Consider the following 15,594-nt stretch of genomic DNA (forward strand, 5'->3'; position numbering starts at 1 on the left):
CCTCAGTACGCTGGGCGCACCATGCTGAACCGATACGCCCGTGCCTTCATGACCAAGGTGCTGACTCCCGTGGCCAAGCTCCTGCTCAGGCTCGGGGTCAGCCCCGACGTCGTGACCCTCGTCGGCACGGCAGGGGTGTGCGTCGGCGCGCTGGGCTTCTACCCGCGGCACGAGTTCTTCTGGGGGACCATCGTCATCACGGCGTTCGTCTTCTCCGACAACCTCGACGGCACCATGGCGCGGCTGGCGGGTCGCAGCGGCAACTGGGGTGCCTTCCTGGACTCCACGCTCGACCGGGTCGGCGACGCGGCCATCTTCGGCGGCCTGGTCCTCTGGTACGCCGGGCAGGGCAACACCCTGATGGCCGGCCTCGCCCTCGCCTGCCTGATCCTGGGCCTGGTCGTCTCCTACGCCCGCGCCCGCGCCGAGGGCCTGGGCATGACTGCCAACGTCGGCATCGCCGAGCGCGCGGAACGGCTGGTCGCGGTGCTCGCGGCCACCGGCCTCGTGGGCCTCGGCGTGCCCGAGGTGCTGCTCACGGTCGTGCTGGCCCTGCTCGCGGTGGCCAGCCTCATCACGGTGGCCCAGCGGATGCTCACGGTGCGCCGCCAGGCGCTGAGCAGCGCGTGAAGAGGGTCGGCGACGTCCTCGCCGTCAGCGGCTACCGCCTCGGCTGGTCGGCGGTGCGCCGCCTGCCGGAGCGCGCGGCCTACGGTCTCTTCGACCGGCTGGCCGACGTCACCACCGCCAGGGACGGCCACGGCGTGCAGCGGCTGCGGGCGAACTACGCCCGGGTCCGGCCGGAGCTGGGCCCGGCGGAGCTGGACGACCTCGTGCGCGAGGGGATGCGCTCCTACCTCCGCTACTACTGCGAGGCGTTCCGGCTGCCGGACCGCAGCCGGGCCGAGATCGAGCAGGCCGTGCGGGTGCTCGGCGACGGCCCGGTGCGCCAGGAGCTGGCCGACGGGCGGCCGGTCGTGTGCTTCCTGGGCCACCTCGGGAACTGGGACCTCGCCGGCGCGTGGGGCACTCGCTCCCTCGGGCCCGTGGTCACCGTGGCGGAGCGGCTCAGGCCGGAAGAGGTGTATGCCGAGTTCCTCGCCTTCCGGGAGTCGCTCGGGATGACGATCCTGCCGCTCACCGGTGGTGGCGACGTCTTCGCCGAGCTGCGCGGCCACCTCACCCGACCGGTCGTCATGCCGCTGCTGGCCGACCGCGACCTCACCGCCCGCGGCCTCGAGGTGGACCTCTGCGGCCACCGGGCCCGGATGGCGGCGGGCCCGGCGGCCCTGACGGTGGCCACCGGCGCCGCGCTGCACCCGGTCTCCATCCACTACGAGCCGGACCCTGCCCGGCCGGGGCGCCACCGGGTCGTCATCACGTTCCACCCGCGGGTGGAGGACCCCCGGGTGGGCACGACCCGCCAGCGGGTGACGGCGATGACCCAGCAGTGCGCCGACGTGCTGGGATCGGCCATCCGCGAGCACACCGAGGACTGGCACATGCTCCAGCGCGTCTTCGTCGAGGACCTGGAGCACCCGGGATGAGGGTCGGCATCGTCTGCCCGTACTCCTTCGACGTGCCCGGGGGAGTGCAGTTCCACGTGCGCGACCTGGCCGAGCACCTGCTGGGGCAGGGCCACCACGCCAGCGTGCTGGCCCCCGCCGACGACGACACTCCGCTGCCGGGGTACGTCGAGTCCGTCGGCCGCACCATCCCGGTGCGCTACAACGGGTCGGTCGCTCGGCTCAACTTCGGGCCGGTGACCGCCTCCCGGGTGGGTCGCTGGCTCGACCGCGGCGACTTCGACGTCGTCCACCTGCACGAGCCGGTGACGCCGAGCATCTCGGTGCTGGCGCTGTGGGCGGCCGACGGCCCGATCGTCGCCACCTTCCACACCTCGAACCTGCGCTCGCGCGCCATGCAGGCGGCCTACCCGCTGCTGCGACCCAGCCTCGAGAAGATCGCCGGCCGGATCGCCGTCTCCGAGGACGCCCGGCGCACCGTCACCACGCACCTCGGCGGGGATGCCGTGGTCATCCCCAACGGCGTCAACGTCGACCGGTTCGCGCGGGCCACCCCGCGCACCGAGTGGCAGGGCAGGGAGGGCGCCCCGACGATCGCCTTCCTCGGGCGGATCGACGAGCCCCGCAAGGGCCTGCCCGTGCTCGCGGCGGCCATGCCCGCGGTCCTGGAGCGGTACCCCGGCGCACGGCTGCTGGTCGTCGGCCCGGGGGACGCAACCGCGGCCCGGGAGCGGATGGCGCCGGACGTCGCCGCGGCCAGCGAGTTCCTCGGCGCGGTCAGCGACGACGACAAGGCATCCCTGCTCGCCTCGGTGGACCTCTACGTCGCGCCGCACACCGGGGGCGAGAGCTTCGGCATCGTGCTCGTCGAGGCGATGAGCGCCGGTGCCCCCGTCGTCGCCAGCGACCTGCCCGCCTTCCTCCGGGTCCTCGACGGTGGGCGCGCCGGAGCGACCTTCCGCAACGAGGACGCCCAGGCCCTCGCTGACCAGGTCGTCCGGCTGGCGGGCGACCCCCTCGCGCGCGCGGCGCTGACCGAGGCGGGGCTGCGCCGAGCCCGGGTCTTCGACTGGTCAGTCGTCGCCGAGGAGGTCCTGGCGGTGTACGAGATGGTCACCCACGGCGCCGACCGGGTGCGTTCCGAGGCCGGCGACACCCGGTGGACCCGGCTGCTGCGCGGCCGCGGACGCGGAGGAGACCTCTGATGGACGCCGTCACCTGGGGCGTCGCCGTGGTGGCCGTCCTTCTCGGCATCGCCTGGTACCTCTCCTACAGCGCCGCCCGGCTCGACCGCCTGCACGCCCGGGTGGAGGGCGCCCTCTCCGCCCTCGACGCCCAGCTCGTCCGTCGCGCGGAGGCCACCCTCGAGCTGGCGAACTCGGGTGCCCTGGACCCCGCCAGCGGGCTCATCCTGGCGGGTGCCGCCTCGGAGTCACTCGAGGCCCACAACGAGCGCGCCGGCGAGGACCTCCTCGAGGGCCAGCACTTCGCGGGCCGTGAGGTCATCGAGAGCGACCTGACCGAGGCGCTCCAGGTGGCGCTGACACCGACGCTCGTCGAGCAGCTCCGCGGCGACCCGGGCCTGGCGGGGGAGCCGGCCCTGGCGCGCGTGGAGGCGGCGGCCCTCCGCGTGCAGCTCGCGAGGAGGTTCCACAACGACGCGGTCAAGGACGTCCAGCGGATGCGCCGCAAGGCGGTGGTGCGCTGGTTCCGGCTCGCGGGCCACGCCGACATGCCGCAGACCATCGAGTTCGACGACGAGCTGCCCTCGGCGCGAGGCCAGTCCTCCTCGCGTGGCCAGTCCTCCTCGCGGGGCCGCGGAGCGGTGCAGGAGTAGCCGGGCAGGCGTCCTAGACTGAGCGCACCCCTGCACACCCCTGCACACTGCTGCACCACTGGAAGTAGGCCGTCATGTCCGCCCCTGAGCAGACCAGCTCCACCGCCCCCACCACCGGTACGTCCCGCGTCAAGCGCGGCATGGCCGAGATGCTCAAGGGCGGCGTCATCATGGATGTCGTCAACGCCGAGCAGGCGAGGATCGCCGAGGACGCCGGGGCGGTCGCCGTCATGGCGCTCGAGCGGGTGCCCGCCGACATCCGCGCGCAGGGCGGCGTCTCGCGGATGTCCGACCCCGACATGATCGACGGCATCATCGACGCCGTCTCGATCCCGGTGATGGCCAAGGCCCGCATCGGCCACTTCGTCGAGGCGCAGGTCCTGCAGTCGCTCGGCGTCGACTACATCGACGAGTCGGAGGTCCTCACCCCGGCCGACTACGCCAACCACATCGACAAGTGGGCCTTCACCGTGCCGTTCGTCTGCGGCGCCACCAACCTCGGCGAGGCGCTGCGCCGGATCACCGAGGGCGCGGCGATGATCCGCTCCAAGGGCGAGGCCGGCACCGGCGACGTCTCCAACGCGACGACCCACATGCGCCAGATCCGCGCCGAGATCCGTCGTCTCCAGAGCCTCCCGCACGACGAGCTGTACGTCGCGGCCAAGGAGCTGCAGGCGCCGTACGAGCTGGTCAAGGAGGTCGCCGAGGCCGGCAAGCTCCCCGTGGTGCTCTTCACCGCCGGTGGCATCGCCACCCCGGCCGACGCCGCGATGATGATGCAGCTCGGCGCCGAGGGTGTCTTCGTCGGCTCCGGCATCTTCAAGTCGGGCAACCCCGCCCAGCGCGCCGAGGCCATCGTCAAGGCCACCACCTTCTACGACGACCCCGACGTGGTCGCCAAGGTCTCCCGCGGCCTCGGCGAGGCGATGGTCGGCATCAACGTCGACGAGATCCCGCAGCCGCACCGGCTCGCCGAGCGCGGCTGGTAGGCAGTCCCGTTGCCGGCCGATCCCTCTGGGCCCACTGACCCCGCCGAGCCCACCGGGCCCGCCGGGTCCCAGGCGCCGGAGGACGGGTCACCCGAGGGCCTGCCACGCGACGAGTGGCAGGCCCGGGTGACGGCTGGGCGGCGGCTCTTCCCGACGCTGACCGGGGTCTACGGCGTGCTGCGGCTGCATGACGGGCTCCTCGAGTTCGTCCCGGACGGGTCGCCGGCCGCGCTCTGGCGCGTGCCGGCGACCACCGTGACGGTGACGCAGCGGGGCTACTTCGCCTCCAGCGACCTCAGCCTGAACTCGCCCGACACGGGCGAGCTCGGGGTGACGGTCAGCCGCGACCGGATCAGCCGCTTCCTGGGCAGCGAGAACCGCGAGCGGCGCCAGCGCCTCTATGCCGACGAGCTCCTCGGCGCGCTCGTCCTCTCGGGCGCCACCCTCAGGTGACGGCCGCGCGGGTCCGGTAGTCCTCGCGCTCGAACTCACGGCGCGACAGCACCTGCTCGAGGTGCTGTGCCGCAGCGAGCACGTCCGCGTGCGAGAGGTAGAGCGGCGCGAACCCGAGCCGCACGATGTCGGGCTCACGGAAGTCCCCGATCACGCCACGGGCGATCAGGGCCTGCACCACGGCATACGCCTCGGGGTGGCGCAGGCTGACCTGGGAGCCGCGCCGCGCCTCCTCGGCTGGCGTGGCGACCGGCAGCCCGATCCCCAGCGCGTCGAGGCACTCGAGGAAGAAGCCGGTCAGCGACAGCGACCGCTCGCGCACCTGCCCGACCGCGAGACCGTCGTATGCCGCGAGCGCGCCTTCGAGCGCCAGCACCGAGAGCATCGGGGCCGTCCCGACCCGCGCACGGGTGATCGTCGGGGCGGGGGTGTACTCGCGGGACATCGCGAACGGCGTGGCATGGCCGTTCCAGCCGGCGAGCGGGGTGTCGAAGCCGGCGAGGTGCCGCGTCGCGACGTAGACGAACGCGGGCGCGCCGGGCCCGCCGCTGAGGTACTTGTAGCCACAGCCCACGGCGAGGTCGGCCGCACCGTCGTCGAGGCCGACGTCGAGCACACCGGCCGAGTGGCACAGGTCCCAGCAGGCGAGGGCGCCGACGTCGTGGGCGGCCCGCGTCAGGGCGGGCAGGTCCCACAGCTCGCCGGTGCGGTAGTCGACCTGGGAGTAGGACGCGAGGGCGAGGGAGTCGCCCAGCTCGGCGATCCGGGCCGGGGCCTCCCCGACGGGGACGAGCTCCACCGTCAGGCCGAGCAGGTCGGCGGCCGACCGCGTGATGTAGAGGTCGGTGGGGAAGGAGTCCGGGTCGGTGAGCACCGTGCTCCGTCCGGGGCGCAGGCGCGACGCCGCCACGACGGCCTTGAAGAGGTTGACCGACGTGGAGTCGGTGACCACGACCTGGCCCGGAGCGGCCCCGACCAGGGCGCCGATCCTGTCGCCGATCCGCTCGGGGGCGCCCCACCAGTCCGACTCGTTCCAGGCCCGGATCAGCTGCTCGCCCCACTGCCGGCGCACCGCGTCGGTGACTGCCTCCTCGGCGCCGCGGCTGAGCGGCCCCAACGAGTTGCCGTCGAGGTAGACCACCCCCGCGGGGAGGTGGAACAGGCTGCGCCGGTCGGTGGCGGCGTGCTGGGTGTCGAGGTCCCGGGCGCGGGCTGCGAGGTCGGCCATGCCCCGAACGCTAGCGCGCGCGGGTGGGCGCATAGCCTTCGCTGGTGACCACAGCCCCCCGTATCGGTGTCCTGGCCGTCCAGGGCGACGTCCGCGAGCACCTGCGGGCGCTCGAGGCTGCTGGCGCCGACGCCACCACGGTCCGCCGGCCCGCCGAGCTCGAGCAGGTCGACGGGCTGGTGGTCCCGGGCGGCGAGTCCACCACGATGGACAAGCTGGTGCGGGCCTTCGACCTCCACGAGCCGCTGCGGGCCCGGATCGCCGCGGGGATGCCGGCCTACGGCTCGTGCGCGGGGATGATCATGCTCGCCGACCGGATCGCCGACGGCCGGGCCGACCAGCAGACCCTCGGTGGCCTCGACATCACGGTGCGGCGCAACGCGTTCGGCCGCCAGGTCGACTCCTTCGAGGAGGACCTCCACATCCACGCCATCGGCGGGGCACCCCTGCGCGCGGTCTTCATCCGCGCCCCGTGGGTGGAGGAGTGCGGGCCCGGTGTCGAGGTGCTCGCCACCGTCGAGGAGGGGCCGGCCGCGGGGCGGGTCGTGGCGGTGCGCCAGGGCCGGCTGCTCGCGACGTCCTTCCACCCCGAGGTGACGGGTGACCACCGGTTCCACGAGCTGTTCGTGCAGATGGTCCGCGACGCCCGCGCCGAGGACTCGCGGTCGGGTCAGTAAGATCGCCTGCGGTTTCACAGCACCAGCGATGAGTTGAGGAGAAGCGATGAGCGGCCATTCCAAATGGGCGACCACGAAGCACAAGAAGGCCGCGATCGACGCCAAGCGGGGCAAGCTCTTCGCCAAGCTCATCAAGAACATCGAGGTGGCGGCCCGCACCGGCGGCGGTGACCCGGCGGGGAACCCGACGCTCTACGACGCCATCCAGAAGGCGAAGAAGACCTCGGTCCCCAACGACAACATCGAGCGCGCCGTCAAGCGAGGCAGTGGCGCCGAGGCCGGCGGTGCCGACTGGCAGAACATCACGTACGAGGGCTACGCCCCGGGCGGTGTCGCCCTCCTGATCGAGTGCCTCACCGACAACCGCAACCGCGCCGCCGCCGAGGTCCGCACGGCCCTCACCCGCAACGGTGGGCAGCTCGCCGACCCCGGTTCGGTGGCGTACATCTTCAACCGCAAGGGCGTCGTCATCGTCCCCAAGGGCGACAAGACCGAGGACGACATCCTCGAGGTCGTGCTGGACGCCGGTGCCGAGGAGGTCAACGACCTCGGCGACTCCTTCGAGATCATCTCCGAGGCGAGCGACTTCGTGGCCGTCCGCCAGGCCGTCCAGCAGGCAGGCATCGACTACGACTCCGCCGAGGCGTCCTGGGTCCCGAACCTCCAGGTCCCGCTCGACGCGGAGGGTGCCCGCAAGATGATCCGCGTCGTCGAGGCGCTCGAGGACTCCGACGACGTCCAGGACGTCTTCGCCAACGGCGACATCAGCGACGAGGTCCTCGCGGAGCTCGACGAGGACGAGTAGGCGCGTGTTGGTGCCGTGGTCGGCGGCCCGGGCTGTGTAGCGTTCGACCCGAACACCTGTTCGGATGTGAGGAGTGAGCGTGCGTGTGCTCGGCGTCGACCCCGGCCTGACCCGCTGCGGCCTGGGCGTGGTCGAGGGCTCGGGAGGGCGCCTCGGCATGGTCGCCGTCGGTGTGGTCCGCACCCCCGCGAGCAGTGACACGGGGGAGCGGCTGGCCTACCTCCAGGACCAGCTCGACGTGTGGCTGGACCGCTTCGACCCCGACGCCATCGCCCTCGAGCGCGTGTATGCCGCCGACCACGTCCCCACCGTCATGACGACCGCCCAGGCCTCGGCCATCGCCCTGCTCGCCGGTGCCCGGCGGGGGCTGCCCGTGGTGACCCACACCCCGACCGAGGTCAAGGCCGCGGTGACCGGGTCGGGCCGGGCCGACAAGGCACAGGTGACCGCGATGGTGACGCGCATCCTCGAGCTCGAGGTCGCCCCGAAGCCGGCCGACGCCGCCGACGCCCTCGCCCTCGCGATCTGCCACCTCTGGCGCGGAGGCGGCGATGCCCGCCTCGCCCTCGCCGCGGCCTCGGAGCGCGCCCGGCTCAAGGCCGCCGGCGCGAAGGCGGCCGCCCGGTGATCGCCTCCGTCCGAGGCCCGGTGCAGCACGTCGGCCTCGACCGTGTCGTGGTCGAGGTGGGCGGGGTCGGCATGCTGGTCCACACCACCCCGGGAACGGCCTCGTCGCTGCGCCGGGGCCAGGAGGCCCTGCTCTCGACGAGCCTCGTCGTGCGCGAGGACTCGCTGACCCTCTACGGCTTCGCCGGTGACCCTGAGCGGGACATGTTCGAGCAGGTCCAGACCGTCTCCGGGGTCGGGCCGCGACTGGCCCTCGCGATGCTCTCGGTGCTGGCCCCCGACCGGATCCGTGCAGCCATCAGCGGTGGCGACGTGGCTGCCCTGACCAAGGTGCCCGGTATCGGCAAGAAGGGCGCCGAGCGGATGGTCCTGGAGCTGCGGGACAAGATCGGCCTGCCGGGCGCTGTCATCGACGGCGTCCCGGCGCCGGCTCCGTCCGGCGCCGCGGTGTGGCGCGCGCAGGTCACCGAGGCGCTGGTCGGGCTCGGCTGGTCGGCGAAGCAGGCCGACGACGCCGTGGAGCGGGTCGCCGGTGCCGCGGGTGAGAGCCCCAACGTCTCCGAGATGCTCCGTGCCGCGCTGCGCGAGCTCGGGCGATAGGCCGACCCCGTGACCGCTGACGGCTTCGCCTCCGAGATGTACGAGGACAGCTCGCTGGACGCGACCGCCCGCATCGTCGACGCCGGTGGAGACGCCGACGAGCGCACCGTCGAGGCGGCCCTGCGCCCGAGACGGCTCAGCGAGTTCCCCGGCCAGGCGCGGGTGCGCGACCAGCTCACCCTGGTCCTCGAGGCCGCCAAGCGCCGGGGGAGCACCCCTGACCACGTTCTCCTGTCCGGCCCACCTGGCCTGGGCAAGACGACCCTGGCCATGATCGTGGCCGCCGAGCTCGAGAAGCCGATCCGGGTGACCAGCGGCCCAGCCATCCAGCACGCTGGCGACCTCGCCGCGGTGCTCTCCTCGCTCATGGAGGGCGAGGTGCTCTTCCTCGACGAGATCCACCGGATGTCGCGGACGGCCGAGGAGATGCTCTACCTCGCGATGGAGGACTTCCGCGTCGACGTCATCGTCGGCAAGGGGCCGGGGGCGACGGCCATCCCCTTGGAGCTGCCGCCGTTCACCGTGGTCGGCGCCACGACCCGGGCCGGCCTGCTGCCGGCCCCGCTGCGGGACCGCTTCGGGTTCACCGGCCACCTCGACTTCTACGCCACCGACGACCTCGTGTCGATCCTGCGGCGGTCCGCACGCCTGCTCGAGGTCGAGGCCGACTCCCGGGGGATCAGCGAGATCGCCCGGCGGTCGCGCGGCACGCCCCGCATCGCGAACCGGCTGCTGCGCCGGGTCCGCGACTGGGCGCAGGTGCATGGTGACCGGGTCGTCGACGAGACGGCAGCCCACGCCGCGCTGGCGCTGTTCGACGTCGACGACCGCGGGCTGGACCGCCTCGACCGCGCGGTCCTCGAGGCGCTCTGCCGGCGCTTCGGCGGCGGCCCGGTGGGGTTGAGCACCCTCGCCGTGGCGGTGGGGGAGGAGTCCGACACCGTCGAGACGGTCGCCGAGCCGTTCCTCGTGCGGGAGGGCTTCATGGCCCGCACCCCCCGCGGCCGGGCCGCGACGGCCCTCGCGTGGGAGCACCTGGGGCTGGCCCCGCCCGCCGGCGGCGACCTCGGGCTGGTCCCCCTCCCGCTCGACGGCGGGGAGGGGCGCTTCGGCGCCTGACCGGCCCACCCGGCGGGATGCAGGGAGGGGCCTGCCGTGTCTGGCCACCCGGCAGGCCGCAGGGCGCGGCCGCCGGGTCTGGCTGCACGAGCCAAAGGTCACAATTGGAACGCGGCCCCGGGGCGGTGCGTTGGTGGCTGTGGTGGCTGTCACCTACACTCGTGCGGTCATCCCGGTTACGCACCGGGTCTGATGTGTGCCCGGGCACCGTCTCCGCGGCGCGCACGACACACCCCATCCGTGAAGGGACCTACCCATGTCAAGCGGCGGCTCTGCCTCCAGCCTGCTGATCTTCCTGCTGCCACTGCTGCTGATCGGGTGGATGATCTTCACCCAGCGCAAGCGCCAGAAGGACATCGCGTCCCTGCAGGGCAGCCTCGAGGTCGGTGACGAGGTGTGCACCACCTCCGGCCTGTTCGGCCGGGTCACGGCCCTCGACGCCACCTCGGCGTCGCTGGAGATCAGCCCCGGCGTCGTCGTGCGCTACGACCGCCGCGCCATCGGCATGAAGGTCACCTCGCCCCAGGCCCCGGCCACCGGCGCCGGCGAGTAGGGGCCTGCTCGTGGCACTGAACCCGCATGCCCGCCGCCCGCTGAAGGTGCTGGCCTCCCTCGCGGCGATCACGGCACTCCTCGCCGGCCTCCTCGTCGGCGCCAACGTCTTCGGCGCCGGCTCGTACGCCCCCAAGCTCGGCCTGGACCTCGAGGGCGGCACCCAGATCGTCCTCGAGCCCGTCCTCGTCGGCACCAACACGGTCACGAGCGAGCAGCTCGAGCAGGCCCGCGACATCATCGTCCAGCGTGTCGACGCCAACGGCGTGGCCGGGGCGGAGGTCACGACCCGCGGCGACCGCAACATCGTCGTGAGCATGCCCGGCCAGCCGACGAAGCAGACCGAGGAGGCCATCCGGAAGTCCTCGCAGATGCGCTTCCGCCCGGTCCTGGCTGCCGCGGCCGGCACGACCCAGCCGCAGCCGACGGGCACGCCCACCGGCACGGCGACGGGAAGCCCGTCCGGGTCTGCCACCACGAAGGCCCCGGTGCCGACGGTGACCGGCGCGACCCCCACGGCCAAGAGCGGGCTGCCGCAGGCGCTGCTCAAGGGCACCACCACGCCGTCGCCGTCCGCGACCACCACGGCGGCCCCGAAGCCGTCGCCCACCACCTCCGCGCCGGCGGGCCAGGCCAAGCCCAAGGACGACAGCGACCTCGCCTGGGTCACCGAGGACGTGGCCGCCCGGTTCCAGGCGCTCGACTGCGCGAAGCCCGGCGCCCTCGACAAGGTCCTCGACGACCCCGAGAAGCCGCTGGTGACCTGCTCGGACGACGGGGCGGAGAAGTTCATCCTCGGCCCGGTCACCGTGGGCGGCGACCAGATCGACAGCGCCTCCGCCGGTTACCGGCCGCTGAGCAACGGCCAGCCGTCGAGCGAGGTCGAGATCCAGCTGTCCTTCAAGTCCGAGGGCTCGAAGGAGTACGCGGAGGCCAGCAAGCGCATGGTCTCGCTGGAGGACCCCCGCAACCGGATGGCGGCGACCCTGGACTCCAAGGTCATCGTCGCGCCGCACTTCAACGAGGCCATCCTCAACGGCCAGGCCTCGATCACCGGCGGCTTCACCATCGAGAGCGCCCGCGAGCTGGCCAACCAGCTGAAGTTCGGCGCCCTGCCGCTGTCCTTCACGCTCCAGACCCGCGAGAACATCAGCCCGACCCTCGGCGGTGAGCAGCTGCGGCTCGGCGTCATCGCCGGTCTCATCGGCCTGCTCCTGGTCGCGGCGTACTCGCTCTTCCAGTACCGCGCGCTCGGCCTCGTGACGGTGGCCTCCATCGGCATCGCGGGGCTGCTCACCTACCTCAGCCTCACCATCCTCGGGTGGTCGCACAACTACCGGCTCGACATGGCCGGCGTCACCGGTCTGGTGATCGCGATCGGCGTCACCGCGGACTCGTTCATCGTCTACTTCGAGCGCATCCGTGACGAGGTCCGCGAGGGCAGGCCGCTGCGGGCCGCCGTCGACACCGGCTGGAAGCGGGCCCGTCGCACGATCCTCGCCGCGGACGGGGTCAACTTCCTCGCCGCCGTGGTGCTCTACTTCCTCGCCTCCTCGGGCGTGCGCGGCTTCGCCTTCACCCTGGGCCTCACCACGCTGCTCGACATCCTCGTGGTCTTCCTGTTCACCCACCCCGTGATGGGCCTGCTGGCCGAGACGAAGTTCTTCGGCGGCGGCCACCCGTGGTCGGGCCTGAGCCCGGAGCGGCTCGGTGCCAAGACCACCACGCGGTACGTCGGCCGGGGCAGGTTCGCCCCCACGCCCGCTGCGCGCACGGCCACGACACCTGCCGCGGCCGCGGCCGAGGGGAGCTCGCGATGATCAGCTTCAGCCAGTTCGGCAACGACCTCTACACCGGCAAGCGGTCGATCCCGTTCGTTGCCCGCGCCCGGCGGTGGTACACCATCTCCGCGGTGGTGCTGTCCATCGCCGTGCTCGGGCTCGTGGTCAACGGGCTCAACCTCGGGCTCGAGTTCACCGGCGGATCCGAGTTCCGCGTGGCTGCCACGAGCACCGACGGCTACGAGTCGCGGGCGCGGGACGCGGTGGCCCAGGTCGCGCCGGGGGAGAGCGCCAACGTCACGAGGCTGGGCACGAGCAGCAGCACCATCCGGGTGCAGACCGAGAGGCTGAACGAGGCCCAGAGCGATGAGCTGCGCACCGAGCTCGCCAAGGAGTTCGGCGTCGACCGCAACCAGGTGAGCGCGTCGTTCATCGGCCCGTCGTGGGGCCAGTCGGTCAGCCAGCAGGCGCTGCGCGCCATCGTCGTGTTCCTCGCGCTCGTGTTCATCGTGATGGCCCTGTACTTCCGGACCTGGAAGATGTCGGTCGCCGCCATGGCTGCGCTGGTGCACGACATGGTCATCACCGTCGGCATCTACGCCTGGACGGGCTTCGAGGTCTCGCCCGCGACGATGATCGGCTTCCTGACCGTACTCGGCTACTCGCTCTACGACACCGTGGTCGTCTTCGACAAGGTGCGCGAGAACACCCAGGACGCCTTCGGCAACAAGCGGATGAGCTACGGCGAGGCCGCGAACCTCGCGGTCAACCAGACCGTGGTGCGCTCGATCAACACCACGGTCGTCGCGCTCCTGCCGATCGCGGCGGTGCTCGTCATGGGCTTCACGGTGATCGGCCCGGGCACGCTGCTCGACCTCTCCCTGGTGCTCTTCATCGGCATGGGCGTCGGCGCGTACTCCTCGATCTTCATCGCGACACCGCTGCTCGCGCACATGCGGGCGAAGGAGCCGCGGGTGCTCGACCTCGAGCGGGCCGCGGCCAAGTTCCACGCCCGCGAGGCCAAGGACGCCCGAAAGGCTGCGGAGCAGGAGGCGGTCCCGGCCACGGTGCCCGGTGGCGCCGAGGGTGAGGCCGCAGCGGTCGGTGACGCGGAGGAGCAGCGCGAGAGCGTCAGCGCCGGCAGCCGCGGTGCCACGCCGCGCAAGATCCACCCGTACGCCCAGACCGGCCCCCGCAACCAGCCCAAGCGGACGCCGAAGTCCCGCCGCTGAGGAGCGCCATGACCGATGCCCTGACTGACACCTCGACGGCGGAGCCGCCGCTGGCCGACCTGGTCGCCAGCCGGTTGCGCGACATCCCGGACTTCCCCGAGCCCGGGGTCGTCTTCAAGGACGTGACGCCGTTGCTCGCCGACGGGCCGGCCTTCAGCGCCGTCGTCCGCGACATCGCGGACCGCCGCCGCGGGAGCGTCGACCTGGTCGCCGGCATCGAGGCGCGCGGGTTCATCTTCGGCGCTGCCGTGGCGCACGAGCTCGGCATCGGGTTCGTCCCGGTCCGCAAGGCGGGCAAGCTGCCGGGCAGGACCCGCGGGGTGTCCTACGACCTCGAGTACGGCAGCGCCACCATCGAGATCCACGAGGACTCCTTCGTCGGTGGCGAGCGGGTGCTCGTCATCGACGACGTCCTGGCCACGGGCGGCACCGCGGCCGCGACCTGCGAGCTGCTCGAGGGGTCGGACGCCGAGGTCGTCGCCGTCGAGACGGTCGTCGAGCTCGCCTTCCTCCACGGTCGCTCCCGGCTCGAGGGCCGCGACACCCACACCCTCTACGTGGTCGGCGGCGACTGAGCCGACCGGGGGGATCACGTAGGCTCTGTCCATGAGTGAGGAAGTGGCCGCCCAGACGCCCAGCGCGCCGGCGTCCTCCTCCGCGCGCGTGCGGGCCCGGCTGGCCCGCTTCGGCGGCACCCGCGGCCCCGGGGCCAACCCCGTGCTGGAGCCGCTGCTGCAGACGGTGCGGGCGACGCACCCCAAGGCCGACCTTGCCGTCATCGAGCGGGCCTACGAGGTGGCTGAGCGTGCCCACCGTGGTCAGCTGCGCAAGAGCGGCGACGCCTACATCACGCATCCCCTCGCGGTCGCCACGATCCTGGCCGAGCTGGGCATGACCCCGGCCACGCTGGCCGCGGCCCTGCTGCACGACACCGTCGAGGACACGGCATACGGGCTGGGGCAGCTGGAGAAGGACTTCGGCCGCGAGGTCGCCATGCTCGTCGACGGCGTCACGAAGCTCGACAAGGTCACCTACGGCGACGCCGCGCAGGCCGAGACGGTCCGCAAGATGGTCGTCGCGATGGCCAAGGACATCCGCGTCCTGGTCATCAAGCTGGCCGACCGGCTGCACAACGCCCGCACGTGGCGCTACGTCTCGGTCGAGTCCGCCCAGCGCAAGGCCCGCGAGACCCTCGAGATCTACGCGCCGCTGGCCCACCGCCTGGGCATGAACACCATCAAGTGGGAGCTCGAGGACCTCTCCTTCGCCACGCTCTACCCGAAGGTCTACGACGAGATCGTCCGCCTGGTCGCCGAGCGTGCGCCGGCCCGCGAGGAGTACCTCGCCGGGGTCCGCGAGCAGGTCAGCAGCGACCTGAAGTCCGCGAAGATCAAGGCCACGGTCACGGGCCGGCCGAAGCACTACTACTCCGTGTACCAGAAGATGATCGTGCGCGGCCGCGACTTCGAGGACATCTACGACCTCGTCGCGGTGCGCGTGCTCGTCGACTCGGTGCGCGACTGCTACGCGGCGCTCGGCGCGCTGCACGCACGGTGGAACCCCCTGCCCGGGCGGTTCAAGGACTACATCGCGATGCCGAAGTTCAACATGTACCAGTCGCTGCACACGACGGTCATCGGGCCGCAGGGCAAGCCGGTCGAGATCCAGATCCGCACCCACACCATGCACCGCCGGGCGGAGTACGGCGTCGCCGCGCACTGGAAGTACAAGGAGGACGCCACCGCTCCGGGCCCGGAGGCCAAGGACGGCGACAGCGGCCCGATCAACGACATGGCCTGGCTGCGCCAGCTGCTCGACTGGCAGAAGGAGACCGCCGACCCCGGGGAGTTCCTCGACTCCCTGCGCTTCGAGATCAACGCCCGCGAGGTCTACGTCTTCACCCCCAAGGGCGAGGTCGTGGCGCTGCCGGCGGGCTCGACCCCGGTCGACTTCGCGTACGCCGTCCACACCGAGGTCGGCCACCACTGCATCGGCGGCCGGGTCAACGGCCGGCTGGTCCCTCTGGAGTCGACGCTGGAGAACGGCGACGTCGTCGAGGTCCTGACCTCCAAGGCCGACGGGGCGGGGCCGTCGCGCGACTGGCTGACGTTCGTGAAGTCGCCGCGGGCGCGCAACAAGATCAAGCAGTGGTTCTCCAAGGAGCGCCG

17 protein-coding genes are annotated in these 15,594 nt (G+C 72.5%); 16 read left to right on the forward strand and 1 reads right to left on the reverse strand.

The genetic code is table 11. The features are described from left to right. Nucleotides 1-21: 21 nt before the first annotated feature. The 6 genes from pgsA (at nt 22) to VIB11_RS01230 (ending at nt 4,805) form a co-directional block, all read left to right on the forward strand. Nucleotides 22-630 (forward strand): phosphatidylinositol phosphate synthase, encoded by a 609-nt coding sequence (gene pgsA, locus VIB11_RS01205; RefSeq protein ID WP_332027564.1) that lies wholly within the window; start codon nt 22-24, stop codon nt 628-630. Continuing rightward, entirely contained in the window at nt 627-1,547 is a 921-nt protein-coding gene (locus VIB11_RS01210) for a phosphatidylinositol mannoside acyltransferase (RefSeq protein WP_332027566.1), read from the forward strand. The genes pgsA and VIB11_RS01210 overlap by 4 nt, the downstream gene beginning before the upstream one ends. Continuing rightward, nucleotides 1,544-2,731, forward strand: coding sequence for a glycosyltransferase family 4 protein (locus VIB11_RS01215; RefSeq protein WP_332027569.1), 1,188 nt, complete (start codon nt 1,544-1,546; stop codon nt 2,729-2,731). The genes VIB11_RS01210 and VIB11_RS01215 overlap by 4 nt, the downstream gene beginning before the upstream one ends. Then, the gene (locus tag VIB11_RS01220) at nt 2,731-3,363 is read left to right on the forward strand and encodes a hypothetical protein (protein WP_332027571.1); all 633 of its coding nucleotides are present in this window, start codon (nt 2,731-2,733) and stop codon (nt 3,361-3,363) included. Before VIB11_RS01215 ends, VIB11_RS01220 begins: the two co-directional genes overlap by 1 nt. 74 nt (nt 3,364-3,437) lie before the next feature. Continuing rightward, complete coding sequence (pdxS, locus tag VIB11_RS01225; protein ID WP_332027573.1) at nt 3,438-4,352, forward strand: pyridoxal 5'-phosphate synthase lyase subunit PdxS; 915 nt, start codon at nt 3,438-3,440, stop codon at nt 4,350-4,352. Between the two features lie 126 nt (nt 4,353-4,478). Continuing rightward, complete coding sequence (locus VIB11_RS01230) at nt 4,479-4,805, forward strand: hypothetical protein (protein WP_332027575.1); 327 nt, start codon at nt 4,479-4,481, stop codon at nt 4,803-4,805. Here the strand turns inward: VIB11_RS01230 and kynU are convergent. Next, entirely contained in the window at nt 4,798-6,033 is a 1,236-nt protein-coding gene (kynU, locus tag VIB11_RS01235; RefSeq protein ID WP_332027577.1) for a kynureninase, read from the reverse strand. The genes VIB11_RS01230 and kynU overlap by 8 nt on opposite strands. Nucleotides 6,034-6,077: 44 nt before the next feature. Between kynU and pdxT the strand changes: the two genes are divergently transcribed. The 10 genes from pdxT to VIB11_RS01285 all read left to right on the forward strand — a co-directional run. Continuing rightward, nucleotides 6,078-6,710, forward strand: coding sequence for a pyridoxal 5'-phosphate synthase glutaminase subunit PdxT (gene pdxT, locus VIB11_RS01240; RefSeq protein WP_332027579.1), 633 nt, complete (start codon nt 6,078-6,080; stop codon nt 6,708-6,710). A gap of 46 nt (nt 6,711-6,756) precedes the next feature. Further along, nucleotides 6,757-7,515 (forward strand): YebC/PmpR family DNA-binding transcriptional regulator, encoded by a 759-nt coding sequence (locus tag VIB11_RS01245; RefSeq protein ID WP_332027581.1) that lies wholly within the window; start codon nt 6,757-6,759, stop codon nt 7,513-7,515. 73 nt (nt 7,516-7,588) lie between these two features. Next, nucleotides 7,589-8,143: a crossover junction endodeoxyribonuclease RuvC gene (ruvC, locus tag VIB11_RS01250; protein WP_332027583.1), complete on the forward strand. Its 555-nt coding sequence runs from the start codon at nt 7,589-7,591 to the stop codon at nt 8,141-8,143. Further along, nucleotides 8,140-8,742, forward strand: a complete 603-nt coding sequence (gene ruvA / locus VIB11_RS01255; RefSeq protein ID WP_332027585.1) for a Holliday junction branch migration protein RuvA — start codon at nt 8,140-8,142, stop codon at nt 8,740-8,742. Before ruvC ends, ruvA begins: the two co-directional genes overlap by 4 nt. A gap of 36 nt (nt 8,743-8,778) precedes the next feature. Then, nucleotides 8,779-9,861 (forward strand): Holliday junction branch migration DNA helicase RuvB, encoded by a 1,083-nt coding sequence (gene ruvB, locus VIB11_RS01260; protein WP_332027599.1) that lies wholly within the window; start codon nt 8,779-8,781, stop codon nt 9,859-9,861. A gap of 256 nt (nt 9,862-10,117) precedes the next feature. Then, nucleotides 10,118-10,414, forward strand: coding sequence for a preprotein translocase subunit YajC (gene yajC / locus VIB11_RS01265; RefSeq protein ID WP_332027587.1), 297 nt, complete (start codon nt 10,118-10,120; stop codon nt 10,412-10,414). A 10-nt stretch (nt 10,415-10,424) separates the two neighbouring features. Then, nucleotides 10,425-12,233 carry a protein translocase subunit SecD gene (gene secD / locus VIB11_RS01270; RefSeq protein WP_332027589.1) on the forward strand — a complete coding sequence of 603 codons (1,809 nt, stop codon included), beginning with the start codon at nt 10,425-10,427 and terminating at the stop codon, nt 12,231-12,233. Further along, the gene (gene secF / locus VIB11_RS01275; protein WP_332027591.1) at nt 12,230-13,426 is read left to right on the forward strand and encodes a protein translocase subunit SecF; all 1,197 of its coding nucleotides are present in this window, start codon (nt 12,230-12,232) and stop codon (nt 13,424-13,426) included. The genes secD and secF overlap by 4 nt, the downstream gene beginning before the upstream one ends. A gap of 8 nt (nt 13,427-13,434) precedes the next feature. Continuing rightward, entirely contained in the window at nt 13,435-14,001 is a 567-nt protein-coding gene (locus tag VIB11_RS01280; RefSeq protein ID WP_332027593.1) for an adenine phosphoribosyltransferase, read from the forward strand. Nucleotides 14,002-14,032: 31 nt separating this feature from the next. After that, on the forward strand, nt 14,033-15,594 hold a 1,562-nt coding region (locus tag VIB11_RS01285; protein WP_332027595.1), incomplete at its 3' end, for a bifunctional (p)ppGpp synthetase/guanosine-3',5'-bis(diphosphate) 3'-pyrophosphohydrolase.

Source organism: Pedococcus sp. (genome assembly GCF_036554925.1).
In the GTDB taxonomy this organism is placed as follows: Bacteria; Actinomycetota; Actinomycetes; order Actinomycetales; family Dermatophilaceae; genus Pedococcus_A.

Bases quoted from the DNA above. Each gene is read 5' to 3' on its own strand.
- yajC (WP_332027587.1), top strand. From the start codon at position 10,118: ATGTCAAGCGGCGGCTCTGCCTCCAGCCTGCTGATCTTCCTGCTGCCA.
- VIB11_RS01215 (WP_332027569.1), top strand. From the start codon at position 1,544: ATGAGGGTCGGCATCGTCTGCCCGTACTCCTTCGACGTGCCCGGGGGA.
- pgsA (WP_332027564.1), top strand. From the start codon at position 22: ATGCTGAACCGATACGCCCGTGCCTTCATGACCAAGGTGCTGACTCCC.
- kynU (WP_332027577.1), bottom strand. From the start codon at position 6,033: ATGGCCGACCTCGCAGCCCGCGCCCGGGACCTCGACACCCAGCACGCC.
- VIB11_RS01220 (WP_332027571.1), top strand. From the start codon at position 2,731: ATGGACGCCGTCACCTGGGGCGTCGCCGTGGTGGCCGTCCTTCTCGGC.
- pdxS (WP_332027573.1), top strand. From the start codon at position 3,438: ATGTCCGCCCCTGAGCAGACCAGCTCCACCGCCCCCACCACCGGTACG.
- ruvB (WP_332027599.1), top strand. From the start codon at position 8,779: ATGTACGAGGACAGCTCGCTGGACGCGACCGCCCGCATCGTCGACGCC.
- VIB11_RS01245 (WP_332027581.1), top strand. From the start codon at position 6,757: ATGAGCGGCCATTCCAAATGGGCGACCACGAAGCACAAGAAGGCCGCG.
- secF (WP_332027591.1), top strand. From the start codon at position 12,230: ATGATCAGCTTCAGCCAGTTCGGCAACGACCTCTACACCGGCAAGCGG.
- VIB11_RS01280 (WP_332027593.1), top strand. From the start codon at position 13,435: ATGACCGATGCCCTGACTGACACCTCGACGGCGGAGCCGCCGCTGGCC.